The following is a 16192-nucleotide window of genomic DNA, read 5'->3' as shown; positions in this document are numbered from 1 at the left end:
CACCAGCGTCAAAGCGCCCGCGCCCCTTCCCCTTGCACCACGAAGGGATATGTTGCACCACGCGCGGCAGATGCACTTGGTCCCGTATTCGACGCCCTTGGGACCGGATGAAAGGACCTTTCCCGATGGCCGATGGCAGCATTGATATCGACGCCAAACCCACCGAAGATATCTCGGTGCGCGATGTGTTCGGCATCGACAGCGACATGAAGGTGCACGGTTTCGCCGAGCGCACCGATCGCGTGCCCGAATTCGACAGCACCTATCGCTTCGATCCCGACACCACGCTGGCGATCCTGGCGGGCTTCCAGTTCAATCGCCGGGTGATGATCCAGGGCTATCACGGCACCGGGAAGTCCACCCATATCGAGCAGGTTGCGGCGCGGCTGAACTGGCCCTGCGTGCGGGTGAACCTGGACAGCCATATCAGCCGGATCGACCTGATCGGCAAGGATGCGATCAAGCTGCGCGACGGCGTGCAGGTGACCGAGTTCCAGGAAGGCATCCTGCCCTGGGCGCTGCGCAACCCGACGGCCATCGTGTTCGACGAATACGACGCGGGCCGCGCCGACGTGATGTTCGTGATCCAGCGGGTGCTGGAGGTGGACGGCAAGCTGACGCTGCTGGACCAGAATAAGGTGATCGAACCGCACCCCTATTTCCGCCTGTTCGCCACCGCCAACACGGTGGGTCTTGGCGACACGACCGGGCTTTACCACGGCACCCAGCAGATCAACCAGGGCCAGATGGACCGATGGTCGCTGGTGGCCACGCTGAACTACCTGGACCACGACGCCGAGGCCGAGATCGTGATGGCGAAGATGCCGGGCTACGACACCGACAAGGGCCGCAAGATCGTGGGGCAGATGGTCACCGTCGCGGACCTGACCCGCACGGCCTTCATGAACGGCGATCTATCGACCGTCATGTCGCCCCGGACCGTCATCGCCTGGGCGCAGAACGCCAACATCTTCAACGACGTGGGCTACGCGTTCCGGCTGTCGTTCCTGAACAAGTGCGACGAGCTCGAGCGCGAGACGGTGGCCGAGTTCTACCAGCGCTGCTTCGACGAGGAGTTGCCCGAAAGCGCCGCCAGCCTGTCGCTGGGCTAGGACGGGCCTGCGCCCGTGCGAGAGGCGCTGCCTCTCGCGCTCTCCGGGATATTTTCGAAAAGATGAAGGGGCGGCCCGTGCGGGGTCGCCCCTTTTTCAATTTCGGTCGCGGCTTCGGCGTGGCCGGGCGGGCCTAGCCGCCGGTACCCTCGGCACCCTGGCTTTCGACCGCTTGCTGGTTCTGCTCGATGGCGCGCTGGCGCGAGACGCTGACGAATTCGTCGGCCGCTTCCAGGTCGGCCTTGGTCGCGCTGGTGACCAGCCGGACATTGCCCATGTCATCGGTGCTGGTGGACAGCGCGCTCATCTGAAGGGCGACCGACTTCTTGCCCATCCCCAGGAAACCACCGACGCCGATCACGATGCCTTCGACGGCTCCGTCGAGGGTCACGATCATGTCGTCGATATCGCCGATGCTTTCGCCGGTCTGCGAATAGACGCGGCTGCCCAGCAGGTCGTCGGCAAGGATCGTGTTCTCGCTTTGCATCACGATCTGGCCTTCGACGGGTTTCGGGGGCGGGGCGGGCTCGGCCTGGGCCACGTCATTGGCCATGGCATCGCCTTCGACGGGCGCGGTCGCGCCGTCCGTGGCCTCGGTCTGGGCCGAGACCGCCAGCGGGACGGTGGCGAGCAGCGCGAGCAGGGCGGCAGGTCCGGTCTTCTTGAACAGTGCAGACATCACTTTCCTCCTTGTCGCGACCGCCGGATCGCGCGGGCGCGCCCCTTCGCGGCGCCCGTCGGCGGCGGTCGATGTGAGCGTCAAGTCTGCGCTCGGGGCACGACCCGCGCGATAGCCGGACCCGCGGGGCGCCGGAATCGGCCAAAACCGGACCGTTTCGCCCCGGGCGATCGGCCAATTCCGGCCCATGGCAGCGGCGCACAAAATCGTGCGGAGCTCGAAAAGCGCGGCAACCGGGGCGCCTTCGCATTGTGTCTGCAGCCACGCAGGCTAGATTGCGCGCCATGAGCAAACCGCCCGACAATCCAGCCGATCCGTTCAAGAAGGCCCTGGCCGAAGCCACCCGCGTGCTGGCCGACGACCCCGACATGGGCGTGACCTATTCCGTCGATCCGCCGGGGATGAACAATGACGGGCTGCGCCTGCCGCAGATCAGTCGCCGGATGAGCCGCGACGAGGTCATGCTGGCGCGCGGCACCGCGGACAGCTTCGCGCTGCGCCGCCGGTATCACGACGCCGCCACCTTCAACCGCTACGCCCCGCCCGGCCAGATGGCGCGCGAGATCTACGAGACCATGGAAAACGCCCGCTGCGAGGCCATGGGCGCGCGGATCATGCCCGGCACAGCGGGCAATATCGACGCGCGCATCGAGGCCGAGGTGGTCAAGAAGGGCTACGACAACGTGGGCGAGCGCAAGGAAGTGCCGCTGTCGGTCGCCGCGGGCTACCTGATCCGCCAGATGGCCACGGGCCGCGATCTGCCCGAGGGGGCCGAGAAGGCGGCGGCGCTGTGGCGCGAGTTCTTCGAAGGCCAGGCGGGCCAGACCCTCGAGGGGTTGCAGGACACGCTGTCGGACCAGGCTGGCTTCGCGCGCATGGCGCGGCAGGTGATCGACGACCTGGGCTACGGCGACCAGCTGGGCGAGGATCCCGACGCCGAGGATGCCGACGACGACAGCGAAGCCCAGGACGAGCCCGACGACGGCACCGATCCCGACAGCACCGGCGACGACGACAGCGGCGAGGATCAGGACGCCGACGCCGCGCAATCCCAGGAGCAGACCCAGGACGCGGCGCAGGCCGAGATCTCGATGGACGAGACCGCCGACATGGAAGCGGGCGACGAGGTCGAGATGCCCGAGGGCGACGCGCCCATGGAGCCGCCGCCCCCGCCCCCCGTCAGCGAGGCCGATCCGGGCTACGTGGTCTACGACCAGTCCCACGACGAGGAGATCCGCGCCGAGGAACTGGCCGAACCGGCCGAGCTGGAGCGACTGCGCGCCTATCTCGACAAGCAGCTCGAGCCCATCAAGGGTGCTGTGGGGCGACTTGCCAACAAGCTGCAGCGGCGGCTGCAGGCCAAGCAGAACCGCTCGTGGGAGTTCGACCTGGAAGAGGGCACGCTGGACGCGGGCCGCCTGGCGCGCGTCGTGGCCAACCCCACCACGCCGCTGAGCTTCAAGGTCGAGAAGGACACCGAGTTCCGCGACACGGTGGTGACGATCCTGCTGGACAATTCGGGCTCGATGCGGGGACGGCCGATCAGCATCGCCGCGATCTGCGCCGACGTGCTGTCGCACACGCTGGAGCGTTGCCAGGTGAAGACCGAGATCCTGGGCTTCACCACCCGCGCCTGGAAGGGCGGACAGGCGCGCGAGGCGTGGCTGAACGCTGGCCGCCCGCAGCGACCGGGTCGGCTGAACGACCTTCGCCACATCGTCTACAAGGCCGCCGACGCGCCCTGGCGGCGGGCGCGCACCAACCTGGGCCTGATGATGAAGGAAGGGTTGCTGAAGGAAAACATCGACGGCGAGGCGCTGGAATGGGCGCATCGGCGGCTGTCGGCCCGCCCCGAGGCGCGCAAGATCCTGATGGTGATCTCGGACGGCGCGCCGGTGGACGACAGCACCCTGTCGGTGAACCCGGCGAACTACCTGGAAAAGCACCTGCGCGACGTGATCGACATGGTCGAGCGGCGCAAGCGCGTGGAGCTGATCGCCATCGGAATCGGCCACGACGTGACGCGCTATTACAACCGCGCCGTCACCATCACCGATGCCGAGCAGCTGGCCGGTGCCATGACCGAGCAACTGGCCGGGCTTTTCGACAGCGACCCGCGCAAGCGGGCGCGGGTCTTGGGCATCCGGAACATCCATTGAACCTGCATCGGCCGCCGCGCCGCGATACCTGAAGACGAAAGGAAGGGGCGCGATGTTCCAGGATTTCGATGTCTCGAACCGTCCCGACCAGGGGCCGCCCCGCATCGCCGCGCTGCGTGCCGAACTGGCCGCGCGCGGACTGGATGCGTTCCTGGTGCCGCGCGCCGATGCGCACCAGGGGGAATACGTGGCCGATCGCGACGCCCGTCTGGCATGGCTGACGGCATTCTCCGGCTCGGCGGGGATATGCGCCGTCTCGGCGGCGGGCACGGCCTTGTTCGTCGACGGGCGCTACACGCTGCAGGCGCGCGCGCAGGTGGATTCCAGCATCTCGGTTCACGAAATCCCGGCCGCGAAGCTGTCGAACTGGTTGGTCGAGACGCTGAAGCCGGGCGCGGTGGTGGGGTTCGATCCGTGGCTGCACACCCAAGCCGAGGTGGAGCGCCTGCGCAAGGCCTTCGGGGCGAGCGATCTGTCCCTGAAACCGGTCTCGAACCCGCTGGACGCGGTCTGGACGGACCGGCCGGACCCGCCCAAGGGAAAGGCCCAGACCTATCCCGACGCTCTGGCGGGGGCATCGGCGGCCCAGAAACGCGTCCGGATCGCGAAGGATCTGCGCGCGGCGGACCAGGCCTGGGCCGTTCTGAGCCTGCCCGACTCGATCTGCTGGCTCTTGAACATCCGCGGCAGCGACATCCCCCGGATCCCGATCGTGCAGTGCTTCGCGCTGATCGAGGCGGCCAGCGGCGACGTGCGCCTGTTCGTCGATCCGGCGAAACTGGATGGCGTGGCGCTGGACGGCGTCGATATCCTGCCGCCCGACGGGCTGGTCGCGGCCCTGGCCAATCTCAGCGGCCCCGTGCGGGTGGACCGTGACAGCGCGCCTTTCATCGTCGGTCAGACGCTGGCGGAGGCGGGCATCGACGTCGCCTGGGACATGGATCCCTGCCTGCTGCCCAAGGCCCGCAAATCCGACGCCGAGATCGCGGCCACCCGTGCCGCGCATCTGCGCGACGGCGCCGCGATGTGCGAGTTCCTGTGCTGGCTCGACGCGCAGCTGGACGATGTGACGAACGGCGCGCGCCTGACCGAAATCGACGTGGTGCGCGCGCTGGAAGGGTTCCGGCGGGCCACCAATGCGCTGCGCGACATCAGTTTCGACACCATCGCGGGCACCGGCCCGAACGGCGCGATCACCCATTACCGTGTGTCGCAGGACAGCAACCGGGCCGTCGCGTCGGGCGACCTGCTGCTCGTGGACAGCGGCGGGCAGTACGTGGACGGCACCACCGACATCACCCGCACGATGGCCGTGGGTGCGCCCGACGCCGCGCAGGTCGCGGCCTTCACGCGGGTGCTGAAGGGGATGATCGCGATCAGCCGCGCGCGCTGGCCGAAGGGGCTGGCGGGGCGCGACCTGGACGCGCTGGCGCGCGCGCCGCTATGGATGGCGGGGCAGGATTACGGCCACGGCACCGGGCATGGCGTGGGCGTCTATCTCAGCGTGCACGAAGGCCCCCAAAGGCTGAGCCGCCAGAGCGAAATCGCGCTCGAGCCCGGCATGATCCTGTCGAACGAGCCGGGGTATTACCGCGAGGGCGCGTGGGGCATCCGGATCGAAAACCTCGTGGTCGTGCGCCCGGCACCCGCCCTGGCCACCGCCGACGCCGATCGCGACATGCTGAGCTTCGAGACGCTGACATGGGTGCCCATCGACCGACGCCTGATCGACGCGGGCGTCCTGTCGCCGGGCGAACGCGCCTGGATCGACGGCTATCACCGGGACGTGGCCGCGCGCATGGCGGGCAAACTGAGCGCCCGGGCGGCGGACTGGCTTGCGCGGGCGACCGCGCCGCTCTGACATTGCCAGCGCGCGCGGGTCTGCTAGTCTGCGCGCTCACATCGCAAGGGAGGGCCAGCGGATGTCTGATCGGATCACAATCGAAAACGCCGAAGGCACGTGGGTCGTGCGCGCGGGCGGCGCGGTGATCGGCGAGTCGACCGACGCCCTCATGCTGCACGAAGACGGCTATTCCGACGTGGTCTATTTTCCCCGCAGCGACATCGCCATGGCGTTCCTGGACACGTCCGACAAGACGACGACCTGCCCCCACAAGGGCCAGGCCAGCTACTTCTCGATCGTCACGAAAAGCGTGACCCTCAACGATGCAGCATGGTCCTACGAGGATCCGAAGGACGACGTGAAGCAGATCGCCGGGCACGTGGCGTTCCAGCACGAAGACCTGGCGGTCGAACGGGTCTGAGCGATCAAGAATGCTCTTCGGCGGCGGTCGCGGCAAGCGCCCGGTTATAGGCGCGCAGCGCGTCCACGTGAAAGAGCGCGCCCAGCATTTCCGGCGGCTCGCCCCGCGCCCCCAGCTTGACGACCGGGATGAACAGCCGGGTCGTGTCCTCGAACATGGGCATGGCTTCTTCCAGCGTGGCGTCGCCTTCGATCAGGATGCCGCGCTCGATGGCCTCCCAGATCTGATCGCGGGGCGCGGCCCGTTCGTGATCGGGGCCGCGCATGACGTTCTTCACGCGGAACATCGACAGAAGATACGCCTGCGGCCCGGCCGCCAGGTGGATGTTGCGCCGCTCCAGCTGGGTCAGGAAGAAGCTGCGATCGACCAGGCGTGACGCCAGTGCGGTGGAGGTGGACACGGCCACCATCACCGCCAGCCCGGTCTGCCAGTCGCCGGTCAGCTCGAACACGATCAGCGTCGTCGAAATCGGCGCGCCCAGCACCGCCGCCGAAACCGCGCCCATCCCCGCCAGCGCATAAAGCGTCTCGGCCCCGGACACTTCGGGAAAGACGCTGGTCGCCACGAGCCCGAAGGCCAGTCCCACCAGCGCGCCCAGCATCAGCGACGGCGAGAACACGCCGCCCCCCATGCGCCCGCCCATGGTGATTGCGACGGCGGCGGTCTTCACGATGGCCAGCACGACCACTTCGTGCAGCACCAACTGGCCGGTCAGTGCCAGCGACGTCGTCTCATATCCCACGCCGATGATATGGGGGAAGTAGATGGCAATGCCGCCCAGCAGCGCGCCCGCCACCATCGGGCGCGCCCAGCGCGGCAGGCCGAGCCGCGCCTGCCCTTCGCTGGCCAGATCTTCGGCGAAGAAGATCGCGCGCATCAGCACCACCGCCATCAGCCCGCAGACCAGCCCCAGGATCAGGAAGGCCGGAAGCTCCTGGTAGAAGGACAACACGCCCTCTTCGATCAGGATGAACTCGGTCACGTCGCCGAATTCCAGCCGGTTGATGACCGTGCCCGCCGCCGACGCGATGACGATGGGGGCGAAGGCGTGGACGGCGAAATGGCGCAGCACGACCTCCAGCGCGAACAGCGCGCCCGCGATGGGCGCGTTGAAGCTGGCCGACACCGCCGCCGCCACTGCGCAGCCCAGCAGATCGCGCGCGGTGATCCCGTTGGCCCGGATCAGGTTGTTGACCCATGTGGCGATCACGGCCGCCAGGTGGACCACCGGGCCCTCGCGCCCAGACGAGCCGCCCGAGCCCAGCGTGATCAGCGACGCCGCCGCGGAGGCCAGCCCCTCCTTCACCTCGACCCGGCCATCGCGCAGCGCCGCGCCCTCGATCACGTCGGCAACCGAGCGCACGCGCCCGGCCTCGGTATAGCGGTTCAGGATCAGTCCGACGACCAGCCCGCCGCAGATCGGGTAGAGCAGGATCAGGTACCACGGCAGCGCCTGGGCGAACTGGGTCAGCGCGCTGATGTCGTCGGTGCCGTAAAGCGTCGCCTGCAGCCACTCGATGCCCTTGCGAAAGAACAGCGCCGCGAAACCCGATGCACAGCCGACGGCAAGCGCGATGAACCAGAACTGGATCTGCCCCGGCCCCCGGTGGCGCAGGACGCGCCAGCCGTTGCGGCAGCTGACGACCACCTCGTTCAGCAGGGACCAGTTCGGATTCGGGCCGCGATCGGTCATGTGCTGCGTGACCCTTGGAAGACTGCAATGCGTGTTTTACCTCTAGGACATTGGTGTGGCTGCGAAAAGGGAAGGATCGGAAATGCGGGATCCGGGCGATATGCCTGCGCTTTTCGTGCAAGCGTGGATGGCGCGCGATGCCGATGCGCTGGCCGCCCTGTTCGCGCCGGACGCGGATTTCGTCAACGTCGTCGGGCTTTGGTGGCACGACCGCGACGCGATCCGGCGCGCCCACGCCTACGGGCTGCGCGGCATGTTCTCCGCCTCGACGCTGCGCGTGGGGCGCGTCAAGCGGCGGGATCTGGGCGGGGTCTGCGTGCTCCACGCGCGGATGCACCTGGACGGTCAAACCGCGCCGGATGGCAGCGAAGCGGGCCCGCGCCAGACCGTGATGAGCTTCGTCATGGCGCGGCAGGGCGACGGCACCTGGCTGTGCGTCTCGGCCCACAACACCGATATCGTGCCGGGCGCCGAAAGCCACGTGAACGACGGCGCGGACCTCAAGCCTGCCGATTACCGGGACTGACCGCAGATCCCGGGCCAACGCGGTCCCGCAGGGCACGGCGCAGACAGGCCCGAAAGCAGCGCATCGTCGGTCAGGGAACGATCAACTTCAGGCGCAAAGCCGTCAGGAAGAACAGCGTCGCGCTGAAGACATGCAACGCGATCCAGCGCTCCCAGTCGATGGCGACGACATAGAGCGCCACGCCCGGATGCGCGGCAAGCCGCCAGAACGCCCAGGCGAATGTCGCGTGAAGCGTGACTTGCAGCGAAATGGTCAGGGACACCAGGCCGATCCCGGTCACGTCGCCCAGAACGATCAGGACCGGTCCGATGGGCCCGCGCCGGATCAGCTGCGCGTGGTGGTTGATCAGCCAATCGCCCTGCTTGTCGGGATCGCCCCCGGTCACGGCATCGTTCAGGAACCCCAGGACGATCAGGATCGAACAGACACCGATCAGGACTGTCAGGAACACGCGGCTGGAGCACCGTGCCGCCGATCTGTCCGTCTTCTTCTCGAGATGACACCCGTCTTCCCTTCGGTCCTGCAGGCGACGGATCGTTCCCGCGCCACGATAGGAAGAACGGGGGGCGCGCGCAAACGGTTATCCCCCATGCCGCGCAGGGCCGCGGCAGGCGGGCGTCGCCTCACAGGCACGACCGGACCCGCTTCGCGCGGGTCGATTGATGCGGCTGACCGCTTGACCCCGCGCGCGCGACGCAGCACACCGCGCCCATGACCGACGTAGCCCTCATCACAGGTGCATCGCGGGGCCTGGGCGCGGCCTTGGCGCTGGCGCTCTGCGACACCCATCACATCGTCGCCGTCGCCCGCACCACCGGCGCGCTGGAAGAGCTCGACGACAGCATCCAGGCGCGCGGCGGACAGGCGACGCTCGCGCCCATGGACGTGACCAATGCCGACGCCATGGCGCATCTCTGCCGCGGGATCTATGACCGCTGGGGCCGCCTTGCGCTCTGGCTTCACCCTGCCGTGCACGCGGCCCCCCTGGCGCCCGCGCCGCACCTGGCCGCGAAGGATTGGCAGAAAAGTGTCGCGGTCAACGCCACCGCCACCGCGACCCTGATCCCCATGGTCGCGCCGCTTCTGGGCACCGAAGGCCGCGCCGTGTTCTTCGACGATCCCCGCGCGGGCGAAAAGTTCTTCGGCCATTACGGGGCGACGAAGGCCGCGCAGATCGCGCTTGCCCGCTCGTGGCAGGCCGAGACCGCGCGCACCGGACCGCGTGTCGAGATCGTGACCCCGGCCGCCATGCCCACGGCCACGCGGGCGCGGTTTTTCCCCGGCGAAGACCGCGCCGCGCTCACGTCCTGCGCCGAGGAAGCCACACGCATCGTGTCGCTGCTCTAGGCGGCTTGCTGCCCGATTTGGCCTGACCTAGACAGGGTTCAGACCCCATCGAAAGGCGGCCCTGCTTTGCGCATCCTCATCACCAATGACGACGGCATCCATGCGCCCGGCCTGCAGGTCCTTTCCGAGATCGCGCATGCCATCGGCGACGAGGTCTGGACCGTGGCACCCGCCTTCGAGCAGTCGGGCGTCGCGCATTGCATCAACTACGTCCACCCGACCCTAATCCAGCAGCACGGCGATCGGGTCTGGGCCGCCGAAGGCTCGCCCGCCGATTGCGTGCTGGGCGCGCTGCACGAAATCCTGCCCGGCCCGCCCGACCTGATCCTGTCGGGTGTGAACCGGGGCAACAACGCGGCCGAGAACGTGCTCTATTCCGGCACCATCGGCGCCGCTATGGAAGGCGCGCTGCAAGGCATCAACTCGATCGCGCTCAGCCAGTTCTACGGTCCGGGCAACCGCAAGCTGGACGACACGTTCGACGCCGCGCGCGGCTGGGGCGAGCGTGTCGTGCGCGCGATCCTGGCGGCCGATCAATGGGGCGACGAGGATTACCGCACCTTCTACAACGTCAACTTTCCGCCCTTCCCGTCCGACCAGGTCAAGGGCGTGCGCGCCTGCTCGCAGGGCTTTCGCCGCGGCACGGGCTTTCACGTCGCGCCCGTGACAGCGCCTTCGGGCCGCAGCTTCCTGTGGATCCGGGGCGGCGACCAGCAGCGCCCCACCGCCGAGGGTTCGGACGCGGCGGCGAACCTGGACGGCTACGTGTCGGTCACGCCGCTGACCGCGGACCTGACCAATCACGGCGCGCTCGCGTCCCTGTCGGACGCGCTGGGATGAGCGTGGACGCCGCGACCCGGATGCAATTCCTGTTCGCGCTGCGCAGCCAGGGCATCACCGACAAGCGCGTGCTCGACGCGATGGAAAAGATCGACCGGGGCGCTTTCGTGCGCGGCATCTTCGCCGACCGCGCCTACGAGGACATGCCCCTGCCCATCGCCTGCGGCCAGACCATCAGCCAGCCGTCGGTCGTGGGTCTGATGACGCAGGCGCTGGACGTGCAGCCGCGTCACAAGGTGCTCGAGATCGGGACCGGCTCGGGCTACCAGGCGGCGATCCTGTCGCAACTGGCCCGCCGGGTCTATTCGGTCGACCGTCACCGCCGCCTGGTGACCGAGGCGCGCGAGGTCTTCGACCGGCTGGGCCTGACCAATGTCACCGCCTTCACCGCCGACGGCAGCCACGGTCTGGACGACCAGGCGCCCTTCGACCGCATCCTGGTCACGGCGGCCGCCGAAGACCCGCCCGGTCCCCTCTTGGCGGAATTGCGTGTCGGCGGTATCATGATCGTGCCCGTGGGCCAGAGCGACGCGGTTCAGACGCTGGTGAAGGTGACGCGGACGGAAGACGGCTTCGACTACGAAGCCCTGCGCAAGGTGCGCTTCGTGCCCTTGCTGGAAGGACTGGGGCGCGAGTAACGCGCCGGTCGGAAGGGAATGCGGCAAGGTCATCCGGGCACAGATCCGGGGGCCGAACGAGGCGGAAACAGACGGCGCGCTATCGGCCCGGCAAGAGGCCTGCGCCCCCGACGAAGGACGAGCAGACATGACCTTCCCCCCCCTATCGATGCGGCCCCTGCCGCTGATCCTGGCGTCGGCGCTTGGCCTGGCGGCCTGCGACCAGACCGGGACGTTCGATTTCGATCTGCGCGACACGGTCGACGGCTTCGACACCTCCACCGCGGTGCGGCAGGCCGTGGCGGCCCCGCCGCGCCCCGACAGCCGTGGCATCGTCTCCTATCCCAGCTACCAGGTGGCCGTCGCCCAGCGCGGCGACACCGTGCAGGCCGTCGCCAGCCGCGTGGGCCTGCCCGCCGACGAGGTGGCGCGCTACAACGGATTGCCCCCGAACGTGCCGCTGCGGCGCGGCGAAATCATCGCCCTGCCCCGCCGCGTGGCCGAGCCGTCGCCTGCCACCGGGGCCCCCATCGCCGGTCCGATCCGCCCGGCGCTCGAAACGCCGGGTCTGGCGGTGGAATCGATCACCTCAACGCCGCTCGAGCAGCGCGCGGGCGAAGCGATCCGACGGGCCGAGGCGCGCGGCATCCAGACCGGGCAAGAGCCCACGCGCCATCAGGTCGCCCGCGGCGAGACGGCCTTTTCCATCGCGCGGCGCTACGGCGTTCCGGTCAGGGCGCTGGCCGAGTGGAACAGCCTCGACGCCGACATGACCGTGCGCGAAGGCAGCTTCCTGCTGATCCCCGTGGCGACCGAAGCGCCGCCCGAAAGCGTCACGGCCCCCGGCGCAGGCTCGGTGGCCCCCGCACCGCCATCGGCCGTGCAGCCCCTGCCCGACGAACAGCTCGACCAGGCGCCGCCCCGGGATGTGCCCGCCTCGCCCGACCTGGGCGCGCAAAGCGCGGGCGGCAAGTTCGTCTTCCCCGTCACCGGTCCGATCATCCGGCCCTATCGCAAGGGGCGCAACGACGGCATCGACATCTCGGCCACGCCCGGAACCCCGGTCAGGGCCGCCGACGCGGGAACGGTCGCGGCGATCACCCGCGACACCGACCAGGTGCCCATCCTGGTGCTGCGCCATCCGGGCAATATCCTGACGGTCTATGCGGGCGTGGAAGGGATCGGCGTGCAGAAGGGCGACAGCGTGGCCCGCGGCCAGACCGTTGCCCGGATCCGCGACACCGACCCCAGCTTCCTGCATTTCGAGGTGCGCGAAGGCTTCGATTCGGTCGATCCGGTGGGCTACCTGGAATAGCGCGGCTCGGCGGCTTCCCGCCCGTTTCCGCGCCGCGGCGACAGTGCTGCGCGACAGCGTCCTGCGGCGGTGCCTAGTCTTGTTCCCTGGCACGATTTTTTCAGGGAGAGATTGACATGGCTGATCTAATTTCAAGGCGCGCGGCGCTGGGGGCGATCGGCGCGGGGTCCGCGGGATTTGCCTTGACCGCGGCGCAGGCGCAGGAGTCCGGCCCGGCCCTCGGCCCCGTCGAACCCCCGTCGACGGTCAGCGATCCGCCGCGCCAGTTCGGCCCCGACGCGCCGCCCAACGTATATTTCTGGGATGCGGACGTGATCGCGGTGGATCCCAGCTTCAACGGCCTCGCCCAGGCCAACGCGCCCATCCAGCGGCTCTGGACGGGCGCGCTCTGGGCCGAGGGGCCCGCCTGGAACGGTGTCGGCAAGTACCTGATCTTCTCGGACATCCCCAACAACCGCCAGATGCGCTGGCTGGAAGACGACGGCCACGTGAGCACGTTCCGCTACCCGTCCAACAACTCCAACGGCAACAGCTTCGACTGGCAGGGGCGGCAGCTGAGCTGCGAGCACCTGACCCGCCGGGTGGTCCGCTACGAGCTGGACGGATCGGTGACGGTGCTGGCCGACCGGTTCGAAGGCATGCGCTTCAATTCGCCCAACGACATCGTGGCCGCGAAGGACGGCAGCTACTGGTTCACCGACCCGCCCTATGGCGGTCAGCTCTACGAAGGCGCCGTGGGCGCGCCGGGCGGGCCCACCAATCCCGACGGGCTGATCAACCAGCGGCTGGGCCAGCCGCCCGAGATCGGCGACGCGGTGCGCGAGATGGAAACCGCAACCTACCGCATCGCGCCCGACGGAACGATCACCCGCGTGGTGGGACAGGACGGAGCCCCCGACCCCAACGGCCTGGCGCTCAGCCCCGACGAGACCACGCTTTACATCGCGTCCACCGGACCCGGCCCGGGCGATGGCGGCGTCGGCGGCGAGGGCAACATCTTCGCATTCGACGTCACGCCCGAGGGCGAAGCGGTGAACGGGCGGCTCTTTACCGACTGCATGGTGGACGGGGTGAAATGCGGACCCGACGGGCTGGCGGTGGATGTCTACGGCAACGTCTGGTCGTCGTCGAACGCGGGGCGCAACGTGGGGTATAGCGGTGTCACCTGCTGGTCGCCCGACGGCGCACTTCTGGGCCGGATCCGGCTGCCGGAAGTCTGCGGCAATTTGTGCTTCGGCGGGCCCAAGCGTAACCGGCTGTTCATGGCCGGAAGCCAGTCGCTTTACGCGGTCTACACGGCGACCCAGGGCGCGGGGGCCGCGTGACGGGACCAGCGGGGGCCAGCCCCCGCACCCCCGAGGTATTTCGGGAAAGATGAAGCAGGGGCGTGGCGTCAGAGATCGACGCCGCGGCGGCCTGCCAGGTCGGTGAAGTATTGCCAGGCCACGCGGCCCGAGCGGGCGCCGCGGGTGGCCTGCCATTCGATCGCCTCGGCGCGCAGGGTGGCGTCGTCGATGTCGATGCCGTGCGCGTCGCAATAGCCGCGGATCATCGCGAGATATTCGTCCTGGGTGCAGGGATGGAAGCCCAGCCACAGCCCGAAGCGGTCGCTCAGCGATACCTTTTCCTCGGTCGCCTCGGTGGGCGAGATGGCGCTGGCGCGCTCGTTCTCGATCATGTCGCGGGGCATCAGGTGGCGGCGGTTCGACGTGGCATAGAAGACCACGTTGTCCGGCCGCCCCTCGATCCCGCCATCCAGCACCGCCTTCAGCGACTTGTAATGCTGGTCGTCATGGCTGAACGACAGGTCGTCGCAAAACAGGATGAAACGGTGCGGCGCGGCGCGCAGGTGGCCCAGCAGGCGGCCGATGGACGGCAGGTCCTCGCGCTGGACCTCGACCAGTTTCAGCGGGTGATCGCGGCCGATTTCGGCGTGGATCGCCTTGACCAGCGACGACTTGCCCATGCCGCGAGCACCCCACAGCAGCGCGTTGTTGGCAGGCAGACCGCGCGCGAACTGGCGGGTATTGGCCAGAAGCGTGTCGCGCGACCGGTCGATGCCCACCAGCAGGCCCACCTCCACCCGCGCGATCCGCGTCACCGGATCCAGCCGGTCGGGGGTCACGTGCCAGACGAAGGCATCTGCCGCGTCCCAGTCCGGATCGGCCAGGGGCGGCGGCGCCATGCGCTCGAGCGCGTCGGCGATCCGGTCCAACGCGTCGGTCATGCGCGGCTATTCCCTTTTGACGTCATGCGGATCTTCGCGCGCTACGGACGTTTCGTGTCGTCGTCGGGCTCGCCATCGTCCAGGTCGTCGTCGTAATCGTAGAGCTCTTCGTCCTCGCCCAGCACGCCTTCGGCCCGCAGCGCGGCGGTGCGCTGGCGCTCGACCCGGCGCACCAGGATGATCGACACCTCGTAGAGCCCGTAGACAACGACGAACAGGATCACCTGGGTGATCACGTCGGGCGGCGTCACCAGCGCGGCCAAGACCAGGATGCCGACAACGGCGTATTTACGCACTTCGCCAAGGCCGCGCGCGCTGACCAGTCCCGCCTTGCCCATGAGCGTCAGCAGGACCGGCAGCTGGAAGCACAGCCCGAAGGCCACGATGAACTTGATCGTCAGGTTCAGGTATTCCTGCGCCGAGCCCTGGAAGACCACCGACAGCGGTGCTGCGTTCTGCTCGGGCGTGACCGCCTGCCCGGCATCGCCGAATTGCTGGAAGCCCAGGAAGAAGTCGTAGGCCAGCGGCGTGACCACGTAGAAGGCGAAGGCCGCGCCCAGCACGAACATGAAGGGCGACGCCACCAGGAAGGGCAGGAACGCGCCGCGCTCGGACTTGTAGAGCCCGGGCGCCACGAAGCGCCACATCTGGCCCGCGATGATCGGGAAGGCCAGGAACAGCCCGCCCAGCAGCGACACCTTGATCGCCACGAAGAAGCCTTCCTGCGGCGAGATGAAGATCAGGTCGCAATCCTGGCCGCGCTGCGCCAGCACCTGGCACAGAGGATCGGTCAGGAAGTTGAAGATCGGCGTGGCCACGGTGAAGCAGATCACCATCCCGATGATGAACGCGACCACCGAGCGGATCAGCCGTGTCCTGAGCTCGGCCAGGTGCTCGATCAGCGGCGCGGCGCTGTCTTCGATCTCGTCCTGCGCGCTCACGCGTCGGACTCCGTGGCCTTGGTCAGCGGCGTGTCCGCCGCGGTGCCGGTGTCCTTCGCCGCGGCAGGCTCGGCCTGCAAGCCGCCATCGGCCCGCTCGGCCGCGGCCCGGCGCAGGTCGTCGGCTTCGGCCTTGCGCTTGTCACTCAGGGCCTGCGTTGCCGGACCTTTCGGCTTCGACGACGCCGACTTACCGGGCTCCCACTTCTCGAAGGAATCCGCGGCCTCGTTCAGCTTGTCCAACCCGTATTTCTTCGGGTTGCTCATGCCCTTCAGGTCGCGGCTGATATCCTTCACGCCCGCCTCGTCGGCGGCGTCGTCCATGGCGCGCTGGAACTCGCGGGCCATGCCCTTGATCTTGCCGGTGAAGCGGCCAAGCGTGCGGAACATGCCCGGCAGGTCCTTCGGCCCCACCACGATCAACGCGACGATGCCGATGACCAGCAGTTCGGTCATCCCGATGTCGAACATGG

16 protein-coding genes are annotated in these 16192 nt (G+C 68.6%); 10 read left to right on the top strand and 6 right to left on the bottom strand.

Annotated features, from left to right (window positions below; translation table 11 throughout):
• Window positions 1–125 precede the first annotated feature (125 nt).
• Window positions 126–1112, top strand: coding sequence for a cobaltochelatase subunit CobS (gene cobS / locus ILP92_RS08515; RefSeq protein WP_198915953.1), 987 nt, complete (start codon window positions 126–128; stop codon window positions 1110–1112).
• A gap of 133 nt (window positions 1113–1245) precedes the next feature.
• Here the strand turns inward: cobS and ILP92_RS08510 are convergent, their stop codons facing one another.
• Window positions 1246–1791: a PRC-barrel domain-containing protein gene (locus tag ILP92_RS08510; protein WP_198915952.1), complete on the bottom strand. Its 546-nt coding sequence runs from the start codon at window positions 1789–1791 to the stop codon at window positions 1246–1248.
• A gap of 284 nt (window positions 1792–2075) precedes the next feature.
• Between ILP92_RS08510 and cobT the strand changes: the two genes are divergently transcribed.
• The 3 genes from cobT (at window position 2076) to ILP92_RS08495 (ending at window position 6214) form a co-directional block, all read left to right on the top strand.
• Window positions 2076–3950 (top strand): cobaltochelatase subunit CobT, encoded by a 1875-nt coding sequence (gene cobT / locus ILP92_RS08505; protein ID WP_198915951.1) that lies wholly within the window; start codon window positions 2076–2078, stop codon window positions 3948–3950.
• Window positions 3951–4002: 52 nt separating this feature from the next.
• Window positions 4003–5811 carry an aminopeptidase P family protein gene (locus ILP92_RS08500; RefSeq protein WP_198915950.1) on the top strand — a complete coding sequence of 603 codons (1809 nt, stop codon included), beginning with the start codon at window positions 4003–4005 and terminating at the stop codon, window positions 5809–5811.
• A gap of 61 nt (window positions 5812–5872) precedes the next feature.
• Window positions 5873–6214 carry a DUF427 domain-containing protein gene (locus tag ILP92_RS08495; RefSeq protein ID WP_198915949.1) on the top strand — a complete coding sequence of 114 codons (342 nt, stop codon included), beginning with the start codon at window positions 5873–5875 and terminating at the stop codon, window positions 6212–6214.
• Window positions 6215–6218: 4 nt separating this feature from the next.
• On the opposite strand, the gene ILP92_RS08490 is transcribed toward ILP92_RS08495, so the two are convergent.
• Window positions 6219–7907 carry a chloride channel protein gene (locus ILP92_RS08490; protein WP_198915948.1) on the bottom strand — a complete coding sequence of 563 codons (1689 nt, stop codon included), beginning with the start codon at window positions 7905–7907 and terminating at the stop codon, window positions 6219–6221.
• A 100-nt stretch (window positions 7908–8007) separates the two neighbouring features.
• Here ILP92_RS08490 and ILP92_RS08485 point away from each other — a divergent pair, with 100 nt between their 5' ends.
• Entirely contained in the window at window positions 8008–8433 is a 426-nt protein-coding gene (locus ILP92_RS08485; RefSeq protein ID WP_235971238.1) for a YybH family protein, read from the top strand.
• A 70-nt stretch (window positions 8434–8503) separates the two neighbouring features.
• Here the strand turns inward: ILP92_RS08485 and ILP92_RS08480 are convergent, their stop codons facing one another.
• The gene (locus ILP92_RS08480; protein WP_198915946.1) at window positions 8504–8884 is read right to left on the bottom strand and encodes a hypothetical protein; all 381 of its coding nucleotides are present in this window, start codon (window positions 8882–8884) and stop codon (window positions 8504–8506) included.
• Between the two features lie 260 nt (window positions 8885–9144).
• On the opposite strand from ILP92_RS08480, the gene ILP92_RS08475 reads away from it, so the two are divergent.
• The 5 genes from ILP92_RS08475 (at window position 9145) to ILP92_RS08455 (ending at window position 13877) form a co-directional block, all read left to right on the top strand.
• The gene (locus tag ILP92_RS08475; RefSeq protein ID WP_198915945.1) at window positions 9145–9780 is read left to right on the top strand and encodes an SDR family NAD(P)-dependent oxidoreductase; all 636 of its coding nucleotides are present in this window, start codon (window positions 9145–9147) and stop codon (window positions 9778–9780) included.
• Window positions 9781–9846: 66 nt separating this feature from the next.
• Window positions 9847–10620, top strand: coding sequence for a 5'/3'-nucleotidase SurE (gene surE, locus ILP92_RS08470; protein WP_198915944.1), 774 nt, complete (start codon window positions 9847–9849; stop codon window positions 10618–10620).
• Window positions 10617–11258 carry a protein-L-isoaspartate(D-aspartate) O-methyltransferase gene (locus ILP92_RS08465; protein WP_198915943.1) on the top strand — a complete coding sequence of 214 codons (642 nt, stop codon included), beginning with the start codon at window positions 10617–10619 and terminating at the stop codon, window positions 11256–11258. Before surE ends, ILP92_RS08465 begins: the two co-directional genes overlap by 4 nt.
• 127 nt (window positions 11259–11385) lie before the next feature.
• Window positions 11386–12552, top strand: coding sequence for a peptidoglycan DD-metalloendopeptidase family protein (locus ILP92_RS08460; protein ID WP_198915942.1), 1167 nt, complete (start codon window positions 11386–11388; stop codon window positions 12550–12552).
• Between the two features lie 116 nt (window positions 12553–12668).
• Window positions 12669–13877, top strand: a complete 1209-nt coding sequence (locus ILP92_RS08455) for an SMP-30/gluconolactonase/LRE family protein (protein WP_214649985.1) — start codon at window positions 12669–12671, stop codon at window positions 13875–13877.
• A 68-nt stretch (window positions 13878–13945) separates the two neighbouring features.
• On the opposite strand, the gene ILP92_RS08450 is transcribed toward ILP92_RS08455, so the two are convergent.
• The 3 genes from ILP92_RS08450 to tatB are packed head-to-tail and all read right to left on the bottom strand — an operon-like array spanning window position 13946 to window position 16190.
• Window positions 13946–14779, bottom strand: coding sequence for an ATP-binding protein (locus ILP92_RS08450; RefSeq protein WP_198915941.1), 834 nt, complete (start codon window positions 14777–14779; stop codon window positions 13946–13948).
• A 41-nt stretch (window positions 14780–14820) separates the two neighbouring features.
• The gene (tatC, locus tag ILP92_RS08445; protein WP_198915940.1) at window positions 14821–15720 is read right to left on the bottom strand and encodes a twin-arginine translocase subunit TatC; all 900 of its coding nucleotides are present in this window, start codon (window positions 15718–15720) and stop codon (window positions 14821–14823) included.
• Complete coding sequence (gene tatB / locus ILP92_RS08440; protein ID WP_198915939.1) at window positions 15717–16190, bottom strand: Sec-independent protein translocase protein TatB; 474 nt, start codon at window positions 16188–16190, stop codon at window positions 15717–15719. The genes tatC and tatB overlap by 4 nt, the downstream gene beginning before the upstream one ends.
• Window positions 16191–16192: the final 2 nt, after the last annotated feature.

Origin of the sequence: Palleronia pontilimi, from assembly GCF_016412875.1 — a bacterium.
GTDB classification, from domain to species: Bacteria; Pseudomonadota; Alphaproteobacteria; order Rhodobacterales; family Rhodobacteraceae; genus Palleronia; species Palleronia pontilimi.
Note: the sequence above shows the minus strand (reverse complement) of the source record. Positions and strands in the feature narration are given on the sequence as shown.

Bases quoted from the DNA above. Each gene is read 5' to 3' on its own strand.
- ILP92_RS08465 (WP_198915943.1), top strand. From the start codon at position 10,617: ATGAGCGTGGACGCCGCGACCCGGATGCAATTCCTGTTCGCGCTGCGC.
- ILP92_RS08485 (WP_235971238.1), top strand. From the start codon at position 8,008: ATGCCTGCGCTTTTCGTGCAAGCGTGGATGGCGCGCGATGCCGATGCG.
- cobT (WP_198915951.1), top strand. From the start codon at position 2,076: ATGAGCAAACCGCCCGACAATCCAGCCGATCCGTTCAAGAAGGCCCTG.
- ILP92_RS08455 (WP_214649985.1), top strand. From the start codon at position 12,669: ATGGCTGATCTAATTTCAAGGCGCGCGGCGCTGGGGGCGATCGGCGCG.
- ILP92_RS08450 (WP_198915941.1), bottom strand. From the start codon at position 14,779: ATGACCGACGCGTTGGACCGGATCGCCGACGCGCTCGAGCGCATGGCG.
- ILP92_RS08490 (WP_198915948.1), bottom strand. From the start codon at position 7,907: ATGACCGATCGCGGCCCGAATCCGAACTGGTCCCTGCTGAACGAGGTG.
- ILP92_RS08500 (WP_198915950.1), top strand. From the start codon at position 4,003: ATGTTCCAGGATTTCGATGTCTCGAACCGTCCCGACCAGGGGCCGCCC.
- ILP92_RS08510 (WP_198915952.1), bottom strand. From the start codon at position 1,791: ATGTCTGCACTGTTCAAGAAGACCGGACCTGCCGCCCTGCTCGCGCTG.
- cobS (WP_198915953.1), top strand. From the start codon at position 126: ATGGCCGATGGCAGCATTGATATCGACGCCAAACCCACCGAAGATATC.
- ILP92_RS08495 (WP_198915949.1), top strand. From the start codon at position 5,873: ATGTCTGATCGGATCACAATCGAAAACGCCGAAGGCACGTGGGTCGTG.
- ILP92_RS08475 (WP_198915945.1), top strand. From the start codon at position 9,145: ATGACCGACGTAGCCCTCATCACAGGTGCATCGCGGGGCCTGGGCGCG.
- ILP92_RS08460 (WP_198915942.1), top strand. From the start codon at position 11,386: ATGACCTTCCCCCCCCTATCGATGCGGCCCCTGCCGCTGATCCTGGCG.
- tatB (WP_198915939.1), bottom strand. From the start codon at position 16,190: ATGTTCGACATCGGGATGACCGAACTGCTGGTCATCGGCATCGTCGCG.